This window comes from Neisseria animaloris (assembly GCF_900637855.1).
Lineage (GTDB): Bacteria > Pseudomonadota > Gammaproteobacteria > Burkholderiales > Neisseriaceae > Neisseria > Neisseria animaloris.
On sequence record NZ_LR134440.1, the window covers coordinates 243,425 to 261,556 of the forward strand.

Sequence of the window (18,132 nt, forward strand, 5' to 3'; positions counted from 1 at the left end):
AAGATTATGCCAACCAATCAACCAACCGCGCAAAAGCGCGGTTTTTTTGCGCGTATGTTCGGTAAAAAGCCGACGGAGCCGCCGAAATCAGGCAACCGTCGCAGCTTTGCCGGTGCAAGGCCGTTGGGGTCGCTGCAATCTTGGCAGCCGCAAAACTGGTCGGCCGATGCGCTGGCGCGTACCGATTTGGACAGATTGCGAGCACGTGCCCGCAGCCTTGCCCGTGATAACGACTATATGCGCAAGTTTTTGCAGATGGTCGAAAACAACATTGTCGGCCGTGAAGGATTTTCGTTGCAGATGCGCGTGCCGATGGATAACGGCGACAAACCCGACACGTTGGCCAACCGTGCAATCGAAACGGCTTTTTACCGGTGGGCGCGGTGCGGGGTGTGTGATGTTACCGGCACATTGTCTTTTGCCGATGTGCAGCGGCTGTTGGTTCGTTCGGTTGCCCGCGACGGCGAAGCGTTGGTGCGGCATATCGGCGGTTTTGAGAACGGCTACGGCTATGCGGTGCAGGTGTTGGATATCGATCGGCTGGATACCGATTACAACCGGCCTGCGCAATACGGACAAAACGCCGTGCGTATGGGGGTGGAGTTAAACGAATACAGCCGCCCCGTAGCTTACTGGCTGCGCACCTCCCATCCCGGCGAAAGCCATTTGACGCCGCAGGTAGAGCAGTTGCGGGACCGGGTGCCGGCCAGTGAAATCAGTCATATCTACCTGCACGACCGCCCCGAACAGCGGCGCGGTTTCCCGTGGGTGGCATCGGCGATTATCGGCCTGCAAAACTTGGGCGGTTATCAGGAGGCCGCGATTATCGCGGCACGTATCGGTGCGTCGAAGATGGGCTTCTTTAAACAAACCGAAGAAGCAGACAACTTTTTACCGCCGATTGACGGGCAAGAGCAGGATAACGGCCGCGGCGGGGTGGATTTAATCGATTCCGTGGAACCCGGCACATTCCACGAATTGCCGCAGGGTTACGACTTTACGCCGTTTAATCCCGACTATCCTCATGCAAACTACGACGCTTTTGTTAAAGCCAGTTTGCGCGGGATTGCCAGCGGTATGGGTGTAGCCTACCACTCCCTTGCCAACGACCTCGAAGGCGTTAATTTTTCCAGCATCCGCAGCGGCACACTGGAAGAGCGCGACGCATGGATGGCTTTGCAAAACTGGTTTACCGAAGCGTTTTTGTACGATGTGTTCGACCGTTGGATAGCTGCCGCCCTGTTGAAAGGCGCTATTAAAACCGCCGCGGGCAATGCGCTGCCTGCCGCTAAGTTGGATAAATTCCGAAACCATCAATGGCAAGGCCGCCGTTGGGCATGGGTTGACCCGTTGAAAGATATCAACGCCCATAAAGAAGCAGTTGCTTTGAGCGTGAAATCCCGCCGCGCGATTGCCGATGAATTGGGAGTGGATTTTGACGACGTAGTGGCGCAAATCGAACAGGAAAACCAGCTTTTGGCCGAGAAAGGCATTTCGGTGCAAAGGCCGTCTGAAACCCTAATACAGGAAAACCAAGATGACGAATAAAACCGAAAAACCGGATAAATCCAAATTGCAGAATCAGAGCCGATTTGCCGTGTTTCAGCGCGAAAGTGTGGATACCGAAAAGCGAACCGTGGAAGTAGCATTTTCCAGTGAAGAGCCGGTAGCACGATGGTATGGCGACGAAGTGTTGAGCCATGACGCGGGCGCGGTAGATTTAAGCCGTCTGAATGATGGCGGTGCGGTGCTGTTTAACCATGATTGGGATAAGCACATCGGCGTAATCGAGCGTGCTTGGATTGATGCCGATAAAAAAGGCCGTGCGCTTATCCGTTTCGGCAACAGCCCGCGTGCCGACGAAAAATGGCAAGACGTGCAAGACGGGCTGCTGCGGCATATCAGCGTGGGGTACAGCATTTCCGATCTTAAGCAGAATGTGGAATCTGAAAAGCTGACGTTTACCGCGATGCGCTGGCAGCCGTATGAAATCAGCTTTGTAACCGTGCCTGCCGATACTACCGTCGGCGTAGGGCGTAGTGTTGACCCTGTGCCGTCTGAACCTGCGGCAACCCCTGAAAACCCTGTTGATAACCCCGAATCCGATAAAGGAAACAGAAGTATGAACAAAGATCAAAACATCTCAGCGGCTGTTGTGGCAGCCGATCCGAACAACACCGCCGAACGCGGTATGCAAGACGAACGCGCGCGCGTATCCGGCCTGCTGGCCATCGGCCGTGCCTACGAAGCCCACGGCGGCGTTGAAGCGGCAGAAAAAATCATTGCCGCAGGCGGTAACGAAGCGCAATTACGCGCGGCCATCATGGAAAACATGAAAACCACGCCGACGGTAACTTCCGACGAAATCGGCATGAGCGAAAACGAAAAACGCGAGTTTAGTTTGCTCCGCGCAATGGATGCGGCGGCAACTAACAATTGGTCGAAAGCCGGCTTGGAACGTGAAGTATCGGAAGAGTTGGGTAAGCGTTTCGGTCGTAGTGCAACAGGTTTTTTTGTCCCTACGGATTTATTGTCGACCCGTGCTTACAGTAAGGGTACCGCGGCAAACGGCGGCTATACCGTGGCAAACGAACTGCGACCGGATATGTTTATCGAAATGTTGCGCAACCGCTTGGCTGTGGCACAGTTGGGTGCGACCGTGCTGGACGGATTGGTGGGCGATATTACCATTCCGAAGCAGCTTAGCGGCTCCTCTGTAACGTGGGTCGATGAAAACGGCGCAGGTAGCGACAGCAACGCTACTTTCGGCCAAGTTAGCCTGAAACCGAAAACCGTTACTGCAAACACGGAATTGAGCCGTAAATTTATGCTGCAAAGTTCGCTTTCCGCCGAACAGTTTGCCCGTGCCGAATTGCTTAAGTCGATGATGCTGGGTATCGACTTGGCGGCGGTTGCCGGCAGCGGTAGCAGCAACCAACCGACAGGCATTCTCAATACCGACGGTATCGGTGCGGTCGCGATTGATACCAACGGCGGGCCGTTGGAATGGAAACATATTGTGGCTTTGGAAACCCAGATCGCGGCGGCTAATGCCGATTTGGGCGATTTGGCTTACCTGACCAACACCAAAGTGCGCGGACAGTTGAAAACCAAACTTAAAGCCGACGGTGTGAGCGGCTATATTTGGCAGGATGGAGAAACCCCCTTGAACGGCTACCGTTGCGCGGTATCCAACCAAGTGCCGTCCAACCTGACTAAAGGCAGTACCAACGGTAAGTGCAGCCCGCTGATTTTCGGTAACTGGGCGGATTTGATTATCGCGCATTGGGGTGTGTTGGATGTGATTGTCGACCCGTATACCAAGAGCAAACAAGGCGCGGTGGTGATTACTACGTTGCAAGACGTGGATATTGCCGTGCGCCACGCCGAATCGTTTGCCGCGATTAAAGATATCGTTACCGGCTGATTTTCTAACCGTCAACAGGCCGTCTGAAATTCAGACGGCCTGTTGCGTTATGGGAGCATTAAATGATGAATACACGTTGGATTATCACGCATCGCGATATTTTTGCAGGCGGAGAAATAGTTAAAGCCGGAGTGCCTGCCCAAGTGCCTGATAAGGTAGCGGAGCGGTTGATCGGGCAGATGTTGGCGTTTGAAGTGGCTGAACCGTCTGAAACCGAAGAAACCAAAAAACGCCGTAAAAATCCGCAGCCTAAAGGCAATCCCGAAGGCGACAAGCAGCCCGAAGGCGGCGAGCAGCCCGAAGGCGACAAGCAGCCCGAAGGCGGCGAGCAGCCCGAAGGCGACAAGCAGCCCGAAGGCGGCGAGCAGCCCGAAGGCGACAAGCAGCCCGAAGGCGACAAGCAGCCCGAAGGCGACAAGCAGCCCGAAGGCGACAAGCAGCCCGAAGGCGACAAGCAGCCCGAAGGCGACAAGCAGCCCGAAGGCGACAAGCAGCCCGAAGGCGACAAGCAGCCCGAAGGCGACAAGCAGCCCGAAGGCGACAAGCAGCCCGAAGGCGGCGAAAATGTTTAAAGAGCCTTTGGGCGTATTTACCAATCCTGCGGATTTCGGCGAAACCGTGCAAATTGGCGGCGTGGAAGTGCCGGCGGTGTTCGATTGCGAATACGCACCCGACAGCGCGTACGGTTTTGCGGTGGGCAATACCGATCCTCAGCTTATCGTTGTTGAATCGTCATTGCCTGAAAACACAAAGTCGGCTGTGATTACCGTGCGCGGTGTTGAATATACTGTGGCGGAAATCGCGCCCGACGGTACGGGTATGAGCGTTATCCAGTTGCGGAGTAAGCAGCATGAAACACCAACTTACTGATATTCGGGAAGCGGCGGCGACCTTGCTGAAAACCAAGTTTCAGCGTGTGTATCACAACCGCGCCATAGCCCCTGCGCAGTCGCAATTGCCGTGCGCGGTGGTTTATATCGACGGTCGGCGTAGTGAGCGTTTGGGTATCAGCCCTATTTACCGGCATGATGTGCGATTGGTGGTGATGTTGTGCGTGCAGGCAAACGAAGGTGCTGATACGGTGGCCGAATCGATGCTTAAAGATGTGGAAACATTGTTTTTCAAGCATCCCGATTTGCAGTTGCCGCAATTTGAAATAGAGGCCCTTGAGCCTGAAAACCTGCAAATTGCCTATGATGATAGCGGCGAAAAAGTAACCGCCTATTATCAACAAGGTTGGCGTTTGGTTTGTTTTGAATCGGTTGAGGCCGTCTGAATTTTCAGACGGCCTTTTGTTTTTTCCGCCCGCCTTTGTGCGGGCTTTTTTATTGGAGTTTACCTATGGCTTTGACCTTACCGAACGGCGCGACCGTTCACATTGGCGAGCTGGATGCCGAGAAAAAGGTAACAGTTGCCACAAATGCGGCAGAAGCGGTGCTCACTGCTAATGCCCACGGTTTGCAGAACGGCGACTTTGTGGTGTTGACCAGCGGGTGGGGCGAATTGAGCGGGCGTGTGTTTAAAGTGGGCAGTATTACTACCAACACTTTTAACCTCGTCGGCATTAATACGACCGATGTTAACAAATTCCCTGCCGGTGGCGGTTTAGGTTCGTTTCGTAAAGTTAAGAAGTGGACGCAGCTTACTCAAGTGATGGAGTTTACCACTTCCGGCGGCGACCAACAGCATTACGACCACGGATTCCTTGAGGAGGATTTTGACCGTCAGATTCCTACCACGAAATCGCCGATGTCGATCCAGATTGCGGTGGGTGATGATGCCAAGCTGCCCGGTTATCAGGCGGCGGTGGCGGCCAGCAATTCGGCCGCGGAAACGCCGATGATGGTGCGGCTGAAAACAGGCGATCAGCTTGCCTATATCGGTTATTTGTCGGTTAACGAAACGCCGACGATGGTCCGTAACGAAGGCATGAAAATCAATATGGCGTATTCGCTGACGGGCAAGTTAAACCGTTACGCGGCCTCTTAAACACAGGGCGGATTCCCGCCCTTTTGTTGGAAACAAACATGAATAAATTGAAATTGAAACCGGATGCCACATTCAAGCATACCGTGATGATTCCCGTTGCCGGTTCGCAAGAAGGTGCGGCAGTGGAATTTGATTTTAAGCACCGCGGCGCACAAGAAATGAAAGCCTTTTGGGAAGGTTTGGGCGACAGGCAGAATATCGACGTGGTGATGGATATTGCGTCGGGCTGGGATTTGCAGGAGCCGTTTAACCGCGAAAACGTGTCGATGATGTTGGATAACTATCCGATGTCGGGTGCCGTAGTGATTACCGCCTATCAAGACGAAATCTTTAAAGCCCGCGTGGGAAACTGACCGCCGCCGCGCGTGCCATGTATTCGGAAACCGCGTCTAAAGCCGAAATGGACGCTTTCGGTTTCGGCGAAGACGACTACGGAGAAGAAGACGCAGTAGGCGTGTGGCCGTGCAACTGGCAGGCGGTGCAGCTTTTCGGTGCGGTATCGACGCAATGGCGTGTCGGTTTCGGCGGTGCATACGGTTTGGATTATCAGGCGTTGGCGGCGGTGATGGATATGCGGGGCATAAAACGCAAACGCCGTGCCGCATTGTTTGATGATATTCAGATTATGGAAGCCGAAGTTTTGGCGATGTGGCGGGAAAAAGAAAATGGCTGATTCAAAAATTGTTATATCCGCCGATGTTTCCGGTGTGGAACGCGGTGTAGATAAAGCGAAGAAATCACTGCATGCCTTGGGTGATGCGGGGCAGAAAGCTGGCGCGCAGGCGGCGGCAGGAATCGACAAAGTCGGTGCGGGTGCGGATGGCGCGGCGAAAGCGGCAGAATCGGCGGCCAAGCGCGTAGAGCGCAGCAGCCGCGCGCTGGAAAACAGCATCAAGCGCGATATTGCCCTGCTGACTGCCGGAGGAAAAGCCAGCCGCGAGTATTACGAAGCGTTGGCGAACCAGCGCGGCGTGGATAAATCCCGCCTTGACCCGCTGTTGAAACAGCTTGATGCGTTGAATGCCAAAACCAAGCGTAACACCATTTCTCAAGGCCAGTACAACAATGCCTTGCGGCAGGTTCCTGCGCAGTTTACAGACGTGGTAACGCAGCTTGCGGGCGGTCAAAATCCCTTGCTGATTGCCTTGCAGCAAGGCGGGCAGTTGCGCGATTCCTTCGGCGGTTTCGGTAGTTTATTCAAGGGTTTGTCATCATTCATTACGCCCGCGCGGTTTGCCATCGCGGGGGTGGCCGGTAGTGTCTCGGCGTTGGCGTATGCCATGTACAAAGGCGGCGAAGAATCGCGCGCCTACCAAAAAGCCTTGATTTTAGCCGGAGAGAGCGCGGGTATTTCGGCAGGCCGTCTGCAAGATGCTGCCGAAGCGGCTGGCAAAAGCACCGGCAGTTACGCCGAAGCGCGCGAAGCGGTTTTGGCATTTGTGAAAAGCGGTTCCGTCGGCGCGGAAAACTACCGCCAGTTTGCCGAAGCGGTAACGCTGCAATCGCAGGCTACGGGCGAAAGCATAGACGATTTGGTTAAGAAATACACCGAAATCGCCAATGACCCGCTGAAAGCCGTGGTTGCTTTGTCGCGTACCTACCAAAGCATGACTGCGGACGTGTACGCCCAAGTGAAAGCCTTGCAGGAACAAGGCCGCGAACAAGAGGCGGTGGCGTTGGTGCAGAAAAAATACGCCGACGAATCGGCCGCAATGTCGCGGCGGGTGTTGGAAAATCTCGGTCTTGTCGAGCAAGGTTGGCTGAATGTCAAAAACGCGGCGGCAGGTGCGTGGGAGGCTATGAAAAGCATCGGCCGCAAACAAACCTTGCAACAACAGCTTGCCGATGTGGAAAAACGGCTTTCAGCGGGTGGGGCCGCGTTGGGCGGCAGCGGGCTTTACGGTGGTCTGTATCAAACCTATTCGCCAGCCGAGAAAAAACGCTTGGAGGCGGAACGCGAACGAATCAAGCGTCAAATCGAAATTGAAGATGCGGCGGCGTGGGGCGAAAAGTATTTGTCCGACGCGGGACGAAAGGGTGTAGAAGCGCAGGATTATTTTACGCGCTTGGCCACGCAGAATTTAAGCAAAGAACAGCGACGTGTTGAAGAGTTGACCGAAGCGCGGAAGCGTCTCAATGATTTGCGCAACTCCGGAGCTAGCCGTGAATCAGTGGTGGCGGCTGAAAAAGAAATCAAGCTGTTGGAAAAACGCCATGATGCGGCAAGGTTGGCCGAATCCAAGCGGGGCGGCGGCAAAGGCAGCAGCTTGAGCCAAAACCAGCAGAAATTGGCCGCGCTTGCGAAAAAATACGGCGAAGACCCTGCAAAATGGCTGGCGTTGTATCAAATCGAGAGTGCGAGCGGTAAAGACCTGTTGAATGAGAAATCGGGTGCGTTGGGGCATTTTCAAGTAATGCCCCAATATCTGCGCGATTACGGCTTAACTAAAGCCGGTGCATACGATTTGGAAAAATCGTTTTTAGCGGTACGCAAGCACCATGCGGCACAGAGTGCCAAGCTGCGCCGTCGGCTCGGGCGCGATTTGACGGCGGGCGAATACTATTTAGGCCATCAACAGGGTTGGGGCGGTGCGGCGGCTTTGTTGTCCAATCCGGATAAAAACGTGATTGATGCGCTGGCTACCATCATGAGCCGCGGCAGGGCGCAGGCGGCAGTATCGCAAAACGGCGGCAACCGCCACATGACGGCGCGGCAGTTTGCCGATTTGTGGATTAAAAAGGCCAACGATTTGCAGCGGCGGTTCGCCGAAAAAGGGCATGGTAGTTTGGATTCGTCCAGTGCGGGCGGTTTCGGTGCGTTTGAGCCGTCGGCATTTGACAAATGGGCGGAAAATCTCAACCAGCGAATCGAAAAAGCCAAAATCCAAGCAAAATTGCAGATGGAAAACTTCGGTAAAACCATTACCGAGCAAGTAAATCTGTTGTCTTTGCCTGAATTTAAAACATGGGATGAAGCGCGGCAGAAAGAAGCGTTGGAAGCGGCCAAAGCGGCCGATGCGCAAACCGATTTGAATAAGTCGGTGGCTAAGTATCTTGAATTGGTGTCGCAGTTTGCCAAGCCTTCGGGCGTGGTGGATTTTGCGGCGGATTTGGAGTTGGCTAACCGTGCCTTGTCTGAAGGGCTGATTGATTTGGAACAATACGCGCACTGGTTGGAGCGTATTAAGGGGCAGAAATCTATCGACCCTGAAATCATGAAAATGCCGGAGGAAACGCCGTTTCAAAAATGGGTAAACGATGCCCAAAACAGCGGCGAAAAAATGCGCGGGGTATGGGTTGATGCCTTGGACGGCATGACGGACAAAATGACGGAATTTTTTACTACCGGCCGTGCCGACTGGCGCGGGTTTATGGTGGATATTCTGAAAATGATTGTCCGCATTCAGATTGCCAAGTTTGCGGCGGGGTTGTTGTCGTCTGCCACGGCCACGAAAGTTCCTGCGGGCTGGGGAACCAATGCCGATATAACCAATAATTTGCTTTACGAAGGCGGATATACCGGACACGGCGGTAAATACGAGCCTGCGGGCATCGTGCATAAAGGCGAAGTGGTATTCAGCCAGCGCGATGTGGCGCGGCACGGCGGCGTGTCGGCGGTGGAGCGTCTGCGGCTGAAAGGTTATGCCGAAGGCGGGGCGGTGGGTTTTCCGGCGTTCCGGCCGCCCGTTGCTGCGGCAGTGGGTGGAATGCAGGTTAATATCACCATCAACCAAGGCGGGGGAGTGGAAGCAGATACCGCAGGCGATACCGAGATGGCGCGGCGTTTGGCGGCGGCTTTGCCCGCGATGGTGGAGAATTGGTATGTGAAAAACGTTGCCCGCCCCGGTGGTACATATCATAAAGGCTGAAACAGGCCGTCTGAAATTTCAGACGGCCTTTTGATTGGGTGTGAATATGTCAAAACAAACATTCCGCTGGCGGGTTGATTCCGCCGCGTCGGTAACGCACAAGTTTGCGGTGCGCACGGTTAAATTCGGCGACGGATACGAGCAGCGACAGGCAACCTGCCTGCGCCCGAAAATGCAGATGTGGGACGTGCAGTTGTCCGGCAAAAAGCCATTGATTGAAGAAATCAAGGCGTTTTTGGATGCGCGGCGCGGTGTGGAATCGTTTTACTGGCAGCCGCCCGGCAGACCGAGGATGTTAGTCAAAACCGCCGATGAATACCGCGAAACGCACAAAGGCGGTAAGGTTTATCAGCTTGCCGTGAAATTTGAAGAGGTATTGGCATGAATGCGCGTATCAATCAGTTATCCGGTGTGATGCTGAAAGCATTAACCGCTGCCGAACAAGATGTGTTGGTGGATTTGTGGGATGTGGATTTCCGCGCTTTGGGCGGGCAGGTTCACTATTTCTGCAATCAGGTAAACGAGAAATCGCAAGCCGTTGTATGGAAAGGGCAGGCTTACGAGCCTTACCCGATTCAGGCCGACGGGTTCGAGTTGACGGCGCAGGGTGCGGGCAACCGTCCGCGCCTCACGGTTTCAAATATTATGGGCTTTGTAACCGGTGCTGCGGAACAGTTCAACCATTTTGCGGGCGTGGCGGTAACGCGCCGCCAAACGTATGCCAAGTTTTTGGATGCAGTCAATTTTACGGCGGGCAACCCGCAGGCCGACCCCGTGCAGGAAATTGTATCGAAATACCTTGTCGAGCGATTGGTCTCGATGACGGCGGAATCGGCGGTGTTTGAGTTGGCGGCCCCTTCTGAATCAGACGGGGCATTGATACCTGCCCGCGTGATGCTGGCGGGGGTGTGTTGCTGGCAATACCGCGGCGAGGGATGCGGCTATACCGGGCGGGCGGTTGCAGACCGTTTCGATATCCCGACGGACGACCCCAAAAAAGACGAATGCAGCCGCGGATTGCTGGGCTGCCGTGCCCGTTTTGGTGATGGTGCGGTGTTACCGTTTGGCGGCTTTCCCAGTGCCGACAAGGTAGTGTCATGATGAATATTTGTTTTGATGTGGCACGGCAGATTGAGCGGTATGCGCGGGCCAACGAGCGGCGGGAAGTGTGCGGGTTTGTGTTGGAAAGCAGTGGCGCGCAATGGTTTTATCTTTGTGCCAACACGGCGGCGGATCCTGAAGCGTATTTTTCGGTGAGTGCAGATGATTGGCTGCGGGCTGAAAACCACGGCGATATTGCGGCGGTGGTGCATTCGCATCCTGAAAATGAGCCGTTTTTATCGCCTGCCGACCGTTCCAGCCAAGTGCATACCGGTTTGCCGTGGATTCTGTACACGGGAGGCCGTCTGAAAACATTCCGCTGCTGCCCGCCGTTGCGCGGGCGTGTGTTTGAGTATGGGGAATATGATTGCGGTGCGTTGGTACGTGATGCGTACATGTTGGCGGGGATTGATTTGCCTGATCATGTGCGCACGGATTTGGACGGCGATGCCGAAAACCAGCAACTGATTAAACACATTGAGGCTTGCGGGTTTGTGCGGGTTTCAGACGGCAGTTTGCAGGCGGGCGATGTGTTTTTAACCTGCACGGGAGGCCGCCCCGACCATGCCGCGCTGTATTTGGGCAACGGCGAAATGCTGCATCATGCCTACAACCAATTGAGCCGCCGTGAACCGTATAATGCTTTTTGGCGCGATTTTACGCATTCGGTGTGGCGGCATCCGCAATGGGAGCCTGAAATGATACAGGCAATCGAAAACGATTTGGTGTATTCGGCGGGATTATGATTACAGTTTGTTTATACGGCGGCCTACGCAAATACGGCCGCCGTTTTGATTTGCACGCGGAAACGCCTGCCGAAGCCCTGCACGCGCTGTTTGTGCAGATTCAGGGCTTGCGGCAGGCGGTACGCGACGGTTTGTTTCAGGTACGCTTCAAAGGGCAAGACCAAACCGAAGAGAATATCGAAAGCAATTTCAGACGGCCTGACAGTGGTATCCTGCATATCGTCCCGCGGGTGGCTGGGGCTGGGCGTGCCGGCCAGTTGATAGGCGGCGTAGTGTTGGTGGTGGTGGGTGCGGTGTTGACTTATACCGGTATCGGCGGCCCCATTGGTGGTTACTTGATTAATGCCGGTGTGGGGTTGTTGATAGGCGGCGTGGCGCAGATGCTGACCAAGCAGCCGAAATTAGATACCGAGCGGCACGGCGTGCAGCAAAGCCGAAATACGTCGTTTTCCAATTTGGATAATACGGCGGCGCAAGGCCAGCCGGTGCCGTTGGCCTACGGTTTGATTTATGCGGGTAGCCGTGTGGTTTCGCAAGGTGTGGAATCGCGGCGTTTGGAAACGTCGGGCGATGCGGTGTTGACCGACCCAACGGCCAGAGATGTAACGCTGGATATTGAAAAGAAATTTGTTACCGGCAAGGCTGCCACCGCGCCCAACGGGCAGCGCTACAACACTGATTTTGAGAATGATTCGGTGCGTTCTCGCAACTATATATCTGTTTTAAAAAAGGTTTAGGAAATGGGCGGTAAATCAGGCGGCGGCGCGCGCACCCCTTACGAAGCACCGAATACGCTAAGCTCAGCGCAAACCCTGCGCATTATCGATGCAGTCTGCGAGGGTGTCGTATACGGTTTTGCCAACGGCAATGATGCGCCGCTCAAAAGCGTGTTTTTCAACGATACGCCTGTGCAGAATGCCGACGGCAGCTACAATTTCCACGGTGTAACGGCGTATTTCCTGCGCGGCGAGCAGGATCAGGCGTATGTGCCGGGATTTGACGGAAGTGAACGTACGGTGGCGGTATCTTCGCCTGTTAAAAAAGATACTCCGGTTGTGCGCGGCGTTTCAGACGGCCTTGTAACCCGCATCCGTGTAACGGTTGGCGTGGAGCGTAACGTATCCGTGCAGGATAACGGCGATACCTTGCCCGCATCTACCCGATTGACTGTGGAATTGGTTGGTAACGGCGGTAAAAAAGAACAGCGCACGATTGAGTTTACCGAAAAAAGCAGCGGCGCGTATTATCACGATGTGGTGTTCGATACCCTGCCGCCCGTGCCGTTTAACATCCGCGTCAGCCGCGTTACGCCTGACAGCAACAGCGACAAACTGGCCAACAAAACGTTTTTTGCGTCGTATGTGGAAATTGTCGATGCCAAGCTGTGTTACCCGCATACCGCCGTCGCCGCGCTGAAAATCGATTCCGACCAATTCGGCAACCAAGTGCCGCGCCGCAATTACCTGCTCAAAGGCAAAATGGTCAAAGTGCCGGCAAACTACAACCCCGAAACCCGACAATACAGCGGTCAAACGTGGGACGGCAGTTTTAAAACGGCGTGGACGAACAACCCTGCATGGGTTTTTTACGATTTGCTCACGCAGCCGCGTTACAGCACGCTGGCGCGCCGTCTGAAAGTATCCGATATCGACAAATGGAGCCTGTATCAGGTTGCCCGCTATTGCGATCAGATGGTGCCGGATGGTTTTGGCGGTCAAGAGCCGCGCTTTGTGTGCAATGCGTACGTAACCAATGCCCGCCAAGCCGGAGAGTTGTTAACCGACTTGGCCAGCGTGTTTATGGGATTGCCGGTTTGGAACGGCAATCAGGTGTCTGTGGTGTTGGACAGCAACAGCGACCCCGTGGCGCAATACTCCAATAGCAATGTGGTAGACGGCCTGTTTTCATATAGCGGGGCCGGTCTGAAATCGGTACATACCGCCGTGCATGTGCAGTATCTCGATAAGTACGACGGCTACCGCGCCAAAACAGAATACATTGCCGACGACGAAGCCATCAAACGTTACGGCCTCAATATCAAGCAGGTAACGGCGTTCGGCTGCGATTCGCGCGGGCAGGCGGCGCGCTACGGGGCGTGGACGCTGCAAACCGAATTGCGCCAACAAAACACGGTCAGCTTTACGGTTGGCCGCGAGGGATTGCGCCATCTGCCCTACGATATTATCCAAGTGATGGATAACGATTATGCGGGCGCGGAATTGAGCGGGCGCGTGTCGGCGGTGGCGGGCAATACGGTAACGCTCGATCGCGAAGTGCAGGCAACGGCAGGGATGACGTTGTATATCGCGTCTGAAAACGGTGTGGTATCGGCAAAAGTGGCGGCGGCTCCTGCTAAAAACCAAGTTCGGCTGGATAAACCTTTGGCGGCGGATGCGGGTGTGGTATGGGTTTTGTCCGGCAAAGTAAAGCCGCGGCTTTATCGTGCTATCGGCATCAAAGAAAACACCGACGACGGCACTTATACCATTACCGCATTGCTGCACGACCCGCAAAAATACGGTGTGGTGGACGGTTGGGCAAATTTCGACCGGCAGCGCCACACCCTGCACAATGTGCAGCCCGAGTTAATCAACCCGAACCTGCAAACCGAAAACGGTGCGGTGGTGATTACTTGGGACAACCTTACTGCCGACGGCACGGTATTAACCTACGATATCAAGCTGTACAAAGACGGTAAAATCTACCGTCATATTCCCGATGCGGCAACGCCTGAAATCAAGCTGGAAGGCTTGCCCAACGGCGATTACCGCGCTGAAATCCGCGGCAGGAATGCCCGCGGCGTGTTATCGCAGCCGTTGACCAAAGCATGGAGTCTGAATTACGCCATTACCGGTCTGAAAACCACGCCGAAAATGATGGCGGTGCAAATAGACTGGACGCTGCCGCAAACGGTGGTAAACGATGTTGTTACCGAATTGTGGTACGGTACCAGCAATAACCGCAATCAGGCTAAAAAGCTGGTATCGCTGCCGTATCCGCAAAACAGCTATACCGTACAAGGTGTGGCCGTATCCGACCGCTTGTGGTTTTGGGCGCGGATTGTGGATAAGGCGGGTGTGAGCGGTGAGTTTGCCGCGCCGGTATTGGGTCGCAGCGACCCAAACCCCGATCCGATTGTGAAACAAATTGCAGGCAGCATCACCGAAAGCACGTTAAGCCGCGATTTGATTGCTTCGTGGGAGGGTAAAACGGATGCGGCGCGTAAGTTGGCTGAAGCAAACGCCGTTGCGGATGCTGCGCGGCGTGTTGCTGCTGAAGCGGCGGAGCGGTCAAGAGAAATCAGCAGAGCTTCTCAAGCGGCCGCGCAGCAGTTGACGGCAAAAGCCGCAGAAATCGGCACGCGGATCGGTGCAGTGGAAAATGTTAATTCTACTCAAGCGCAGCAGATCAGCACTGTTACTGCGGCGCACGGTCAAACCGCGGCGGGTCTTGAAGCGGAAAGACGCGCGCGCGCCGACGGAGACAGGGCGGAAGCTGCTGCTCGGAATGCGCTTGCGGCTCGGGTTGGGAATGCAGAAAGTGGTATCACGCGCCTGCAACAAACGGTTGCTGAGAAAGACCGTGGTACGGCCACGCAGCTTAACTCGATCACGGCAAGTCTGAATAATTTGGGTGGTGTGAATCTGTTGGTAGATAGCGAGTACACTAAGATGGGTGCATGGAACTCGTCCAGTCAGCTATCTTCGTCGGTCTTTCGTGGTCGACGGCTTATCCGTTTATCCCCTAAATCAGATGGAGTAGCACAGATTGGTGTTGTGCAATTGGCTGAAAAAGGTCTGTCTAGGCTGGTTGCTGGAGTTCGGTACACGTTATCTTTTAACGTCCAAGGTACAGCAGGATTTTCTAGTACAGGCTTGAACTATGTGTACTTAATGCGAGAAAAAAGCGAAGGAGGTAACTACCGGCTAGAAACGATACCTATAACGGCATCTTTATCAAATCGTGTAAAAGTAACCTTTACCGCACCATGGTCAAGTAACACCGTGCGCCTGTTGATCGGAGCCTATGGTACGTTTGCCGCCAACGACTGGTTCGCATTTCATTCGGTCAAGTTGGAGCGCGGGTCGGTTGCTACGGACTGGTCAGCCACGCCTGATGACTTGGATGTGGCGGTGTTGGCTGTTGATGCGGCATTAAGCAATTATAAAACTGCCCAAGCTAAGAAAGAAATAGCGTGGGCGCAGGAAATTAATACGGCCAAAGCACAGATCGGAAAGGCAGCAGCAGAGGTAACTCAAATGCGGGAAACCGTAGCCACGTTAGACGGAAAAGTGCGGGCGACTTATGCGCTCAAGGTCGAAACCATTGCAGGTGGTCGTAAAGTTGCCGCGGGTTTGCAAATCGGTGTGGACGGCCAAACGGCAGACAGCCAAGTGTTGTTTTATGCCGATAAATTCGGCTTGGTTGACCCGCGCAGCAAGCAGTTGAAAACGCCGTTTGTGGTAGTGAACGACGGTGGGCGCGCCAAGGTTGCGCTCGACGGCGATATGATTGCCACCGGTATGATTCAGGGCAAGCATATTGCTGCGGGTCTGACCCTGCAATCACCGATTATCCGTGCCGGCCGGTTGGAAATGGGTACGTTTAACATGGCTGCCGATGGGTCGTTTACTTCGGCTCCCAAAGGCAATGCCGGTTTGACCATGACTAACAAACACATTTTTTTCAAAGACAGCAAGGGCCGTGTGGTAGTGGTTTTAGGTGATGTTAGAGGTACATAATGGATAACCAACAATATGGCCTTGTTTGTTTCGATAGCGACGGCAATATTACTGATTTTAATCTTCACTCGGTGTTGGTTGTCGAGGGTGTGTTTACTCTTGGCAACCAGCGTGCGGGTTGGGTGCCGGTGGATCAGTTATTCCCGCTGCGCACGCAGTTTCGCGGCGTGTTTATGATGCCGATTGTGCATAGTTTCAGCGGCGCGGCACCGTGGGAGTATGTAGGGGCGGTATATTGGGATAAAGGGCGGCTGTGTTGGGATATTACGAGCAACAGCCAGTTGTCTGATATACCGTGGGCGGGTGGGGCGTTTGCAGGCAGGCAGTTTTTATATGGATATTTCAACTGACGAATACGGCTTGGCGATTTACGGTGAAACCGGCCTTAATGTGCTGGGCGCAAATTTGTTGTCGCCTAAATTGGTAGGCCGTCTGAAATTACGACAAAAGCAGTTGGGGCAATTGTTTGTGGTGACTGCCGACGGTAAAGAATTGCCGTCTAATGATAGCAGTCGCAATTTATCGCTTGATGATTTGCGCGGCGCGGGAATGGAAAATGCCTACAACACCCGGCAAAGTACCAAACCCAGAGATGTCGAAGAAATTGCCGAAGTGCGGACGGAGGCTACCCACCGTTATCAGTTTTCGTTGTACGGATGCAGCGTATCTGGCGCGCCGTTGTTGCCTGCCGTCATTCACGGTTGGGGTGGCGGATTCGACCGCAAAAAACTTGAAATGGCCGAATTATTGGTTAAATCCGTAGTTTCAGGTGTGGACTTGCAGATGGCGCGGGCATTAAAAGCGGGGCAGGAACATTGGCGGAAAAACGGTTACAACGGTATGGGCGATGCCTTGTCTATGTCGGCCGCTTTGGATATGCAGACAGGTTTGCCGGTAACGGTAACGTTTCGCAGTACCGCTACCGCGGCGGGCGACCGGCACGGGTTCGGCGGGGTATCGGTTGTCGGAGGGTTGTTGTATGTCGAAATGACACCGTTTACCGAGATGGATATTTGCTTTTACGAAACGGTGGGTATTCCGTGGGAATACTTTGAAAAGTGTTCCACTCTGAATCATGCCCCGCGTTTCGGTATTGCGTGCTATACGTTTGACCCGCCTACGATGAAATACGCCCAACCTGCCACCGATCCGGCAGAATTGTTTGGTAAAGCGCAAAAATTTACCGGTTTGAATATGGGTAGTATCGTTCGCGGTGAATATTTTTTCGCGCCTAATCTTAATAACACACTGGTTGGTTTGCAGGCGGGATTGGATGCGCAGGATTCTTCGGCGCGCCGCAAACTGGCTTTGTTTTTAGAGGGTGATGCGGTGGCGGAACTCAAATACGAAAAATACAGCAATGCCGGCTTGAGGCTCCGGTTGATCACTAACTTGGATGCCACCAAAAAAGGCCAGCAGGTATCCAGCCGTGCATCTGGGTTTCCAAACGGGATTGTTTACACTATTCGCGCTGGGCATGATTACGCCAAAGTCCACAGCATGTTGCAACACGGCTGCTTGACGGCGGGGTTAAGCGGCGGCGGAGTATTAAATGCTTTGGGCAATGTCGGTGCATATAGTGCGTTCGAGCGGTCGTTTGCCAATCGCCCGCGGAATGTGCGCCCGCCGAGTATCCCCGATGATTACAACGGCGCGCCGTGGAATCCCGGTTACACGCTGCGTCGTTCGGGATTGGATCATCTGCCCGGTATGGATTACTACACGCCGATACTCAAGCAGTCGCCGCAAGCGGCGTTGGGGAATCCGACGCTGTTGGATGAAATCAACAAGTTTATTTACAACAAGACTTGGAAAATCCAACGTTGGTTTAGCATTATCTTTAAGATGGACGATGTGGTTGGCACGCTGCCCAACGCGAACTATTCTCCTGAAGAAGCCAAACGGCGGCAGGAAGCATTGCAGGAATACCGGCAGGAATTGGATACGGCTGAGGCGTTGGCCGAGTTGAACGGCACGGCTGCGGAGGCGGAATACAAACGTATCCAAAACGAATTATCGCAGCGTTTGGGGTTGTTGGAATTAATCGACAACGTACTGGATGATACCGAGCGGCGTATTGCCGATTTGTTGCCGTTTTGGGGCGGTATGGGCCACCGCCACAGTAACGACAAGTTGGAACTTTTTAACCGGCAATTGGGTGCGCCGACCGGCACCCCTGAATATTTGCCTGAAAACTGGCTGATGTGTCGCAGCCCCGATTAACCGCCGTCTTTTCAGACGGCCTTTCTTTTTTTAGG

16 protein-coding genes are annotated in these 18,132 nt (G+C 54.2%); all 16 read left to right on the plus strand.

Translation table 11 applies throughout. From position 1 onward, the window contains the following. The first annotated feature begins 6 nt into the window (after positions 1-6). The 16 genes from EL216_RS01170 to EL216_RS01245 all read left to right on the plus strand — a co-directional run bounded on the left by EL216_RS01170 (position 7) and on the right by EL216_RS01245 (position 18,097). A complete protein-coding gene (locus EL216_RS01170) occupies positions 7-1,548 on the plus strand; it encodes a phage portal protein (RefSeq protein ID WP_085391270.1) in 1,542 nt (513 codons plus the stop codon). After that, positions 1,538-3,427: a phage major capsid protein gene (locus EL216_RS01175; protein ID WP_085391271.1), complete on the plus strand. Its 1,890-nt coding sequence runs from the start codon at positions 1,538-1,540 to the stop codon at positions 3,425-3,427. The genes EL216_RS01170 and EL216_RS01175 overlap by 11 nt, the downstream gene beginning before the upstream one ends. Before the next feature lie 62 nt (positions 3,428-3,489). Further along, on the plus strand, positions 3,490-3,999 hold the full coding sequence (locus tag EL216_RS01180) for a hypothetical protein (RefSeq protein ID WP_126300822.1): 510 nt from the start codon (positions 3,490-3,492) through the stop codon (positions 3,997-3,999). After that, complete coding sequence (locus EL216_RS01185) at positions 3,992-4,297, plus strand: head-tail joining protein (RefSeq protein WP_085391229.1); 306 nt, start codon at positions 3,992-3,994, stop codon at positions 4,295-4,297. The genes EL216_RS01180 and EL216_RS01185 overlap by 8 nt, the downstream gene beginning before the upstream one ends. Continuing rightward, positions 4,278-4,703: a hypothetical protein gene (locus EL216_RS01190; RefSeq protein WP_085391230.1), complete on the plus strand. Its 426-nt coding sequence runs from the start codon at positions 4,278-4,280 to the stop codon at positions 4,701-4,703. Before EL216_RS01185 ends, EL216_RS01190 begins: the two co-directional genes overlap by 20 nt. Before the next feature lie 65 nt (positions 4,704-4,768). Further along, the gene (locus EL216_RS01195; protein ID WP_085391231.1) at positions 4,769-5,416 is read left to right on the plus strand and encodes a phage tail protein; all 648 of its coding nucleotides are present in this window, start codon (positions 4,769-4,771) and stop codon (positions 5,414-5,416) included. A gap of 38 nt (positions 5,417-5,454) precedes the next feature. Beyond that, positions 5,455-5,769: a phage tail assembly chaperone gene (locus tag EL216_RS01200; protein ID WP_085391232.1), complete on the plus strand. Its 315-nt coding sequence runs from the start codon at positions 5,455-5,457 to the stop codon at positions 5,767-5,769. A gap of 17 nt (positions 5,770-5,786) precedes the next feature. Further along, entirely contained in the window at positions 5,787-6,089 is a 303-nt protein-coding gene (locus EL216_RS01205; protein WP_232005253.1) for a DUF1799 domain-containing protein, read from the plus strand. Further along, complete coding sequence (locus EL216_RS01210; RefSeq protein ID WP_085391233.1) at positions 6,082-9,285, plus strand: phage tail length tape measure family protein; 3,204 nt, start codon at positions 6,082-6,084, stop codon at positions 9,283-9,285. The genes EL216_RS01205 and EL216_RS01210 overlap by 8 nt, the downstream gene beginning before the upstream one ends. A 46-nt stretch (positions 9,286-9,331) precedes the next feature. Continuing rightward, entirely contained in the window at positions 9,332-9,670 is a 339-nt protein-coding gene (locus tag EL216_RS01215) for a phage tail protein (RefSeq protein ID WP_085391234.1), read from the plus strand. Further along, the gene (locus EL216_RS01220; RefSeq protein ID WP_085391235.1) at positions 9,667-10,386 is read left to right on the plus strand and encodes a phage minor tail protein L; all 720 of its coding nucleotides are present in this window, start codon (positions 9,667-9,669) and stop codon (positions 10,384-10,386) included. The genes EL216_RS01215 and EL216_RS01220 overlap by 4 nt, the downstream gene beginning before the upstream one ends. Next, a complete protein-coding gene (locus EL216_RS01225; RefSeq protein ID WP_408633981.1) occupies positions 10,386-11,132 on the plus strand; it encodes a C40 family peptidase in 747 nt (248 codons plus the stop codon). The genes EL216_RS01220 and EL216_RS01225 overlap by 1 nt, the downstream gene beginning before the upstream one ends. Next, a complete protein-coding gene (locus EL216_RS01230; RefSeq protein ID WP_085391237.1) occupies positions 11,129-11,869 on the plus strand; it encodes a tail assembly protein in 741 nt (246 codons plus the stop codon). Before EL216_RS01225 ends, EL216_RS01230 begins: the two co-directional genes overlap by 4 nt. 3 nt (positions 11,870-11,872) lie before the next feature. Continuing rightward, positions 11,873-15,874, plus strand: a complete 4,002-nt coding sequence (locus tag EL216_RS01235; protein WP_085391238.1) for a phage tail protein — start codon at positions 11,873-11,875, stop codon at positions 15,872-15,874. Next, on the plus strand, positions 15,874-16,224 hold the full coding sequence (locus tag EL216_RS01240) for a hypothetical protein (RefSeq protein WP_085391239.1): 351 nt from the start codon (positions 15,874-15,876) through the stop codon (positions 16,222-16,224). Before EL216_RS01235 ends, EL216_RS01240 begins: the two co-directional genes overlap by 1 nt. Further along, complete coding sequence (locus tag EL216_RS01245; protein WP_085391240.1) at positions 16,208-18,097, plus strand: hypothetical protein; 1,890 nt, start codon at positions 16,208-16,210, stop codon at positions 18,095-18,097. Before EL216_RS01240 ends, EL216_RS01245 begins: the two co-directional genes overlap by 17 nt. Positions 18,098-18,132: the final 35 nt, after the last annotated feature.

Coding starts and splice junctions, on each gene's coding strand:
- EL216_RS01170 (WP_085391270.1), top strand. CDS start 7: ATGCCAACCAATCAACCAACCGCGCAAAAGCGCGGTTTTTTTGCGCGT.
- EL216_RS01175 (WP_085391271.1), top strand. CDS start 1,538: ATGACGAATAAAACCGAAAAACCGGATAAATCCAAATTGCAGAATCAG.
- EL216_RS01180 (WP_126300822.1), top strand. CDS start 3,490: ATGATGAATACACGTTGGATTATCACGCATCGCGATATTTTTGCAGGC.
- EL216_RS01185 (WP_085391229.1), top strand. CDS start 3,992: ATGTTTAAAGAGCCTTTGGGCGTATTTACCAATCCTGCGGATTTCGGC.
- EL216_RS01190 (WP_085391230.1), top strand. CDS start 4,278: ATGAAACACCAACTTACTGATATTCGGGAAGCGGCGGCGACCTTGCTG.
- EL216_RS01195 (WP_085391231.1), top strand. CDS start 4,769: ATGGCTTTGACCTTACCGAACGGCGCGACCGTTCACATTGGCGAGCTG.
- EL216_RS01200 (WP_085391232.1), top strand. CDS start 5,455: ATGAATAAATTGAAATTGAAACCGGATGCCACATTCAAGCATACCGTG.
- EL216_RS01205 (WP_232005253.1), top strand. CDS start 5,787: ATGTATTCGGAAACCGCGTCTAAAGCCGAAATGGACGCTTTCGGTTTC.
- EL216_RS01210 (WP_085391233.1), top strand. CDS start 6,082: ATGGCTGATTCAAAAATTGTTATATCCGCCGATGTTTCCGGTGTGGAA.
- EL216_RS01215 (WP_085391234.1), top strand. CDS start 9,332: ATGTCAAAACAAACATTCCGCTGGCGGGTTGATTCCGCCGCGTCGGTA.
- EL216_RS01220 (WP_085391235.1), top strand. CDS start 9,667: ATGAATGCGCGTATCAATCAGTTATCCGGTGTGATGCTGAAAGCATTA.
- EL216_RS01225 (WP_408633981.1), top strand. CDS start 10,386: ATGAATATTTGTTTTGATGTGGCACGGCAGATTGAGCGGTATGCGCGG.
- EL216_RS01230 (WP_085391237.1), top strand. CDS start 11,129: ATGATTACAGTTTGTTTATACGGCGGCCTACGCAAATACGGCCGCCGT.
- EL216_RS01235 (WP_085391238.1), top strand. CDS start 11,873: ATGGGCGGTAAATCAGGCGGCGGCGCGCGCACCCCTTACGAAGCACCG.
- EL216_RS01240 (WP_085391239.1), top strand. CDS start 15,874: ATGGATAACCAACAATATGGCCTTGTTTGTTTCGATAGCGACGGCAAT.
- EL216_RS01245 (WP_085391240.1), top strand. CDS start 16,208: ATGGATATTTCAACTGACGAATACGGCTTGGCGATTTACGGTGAAACC.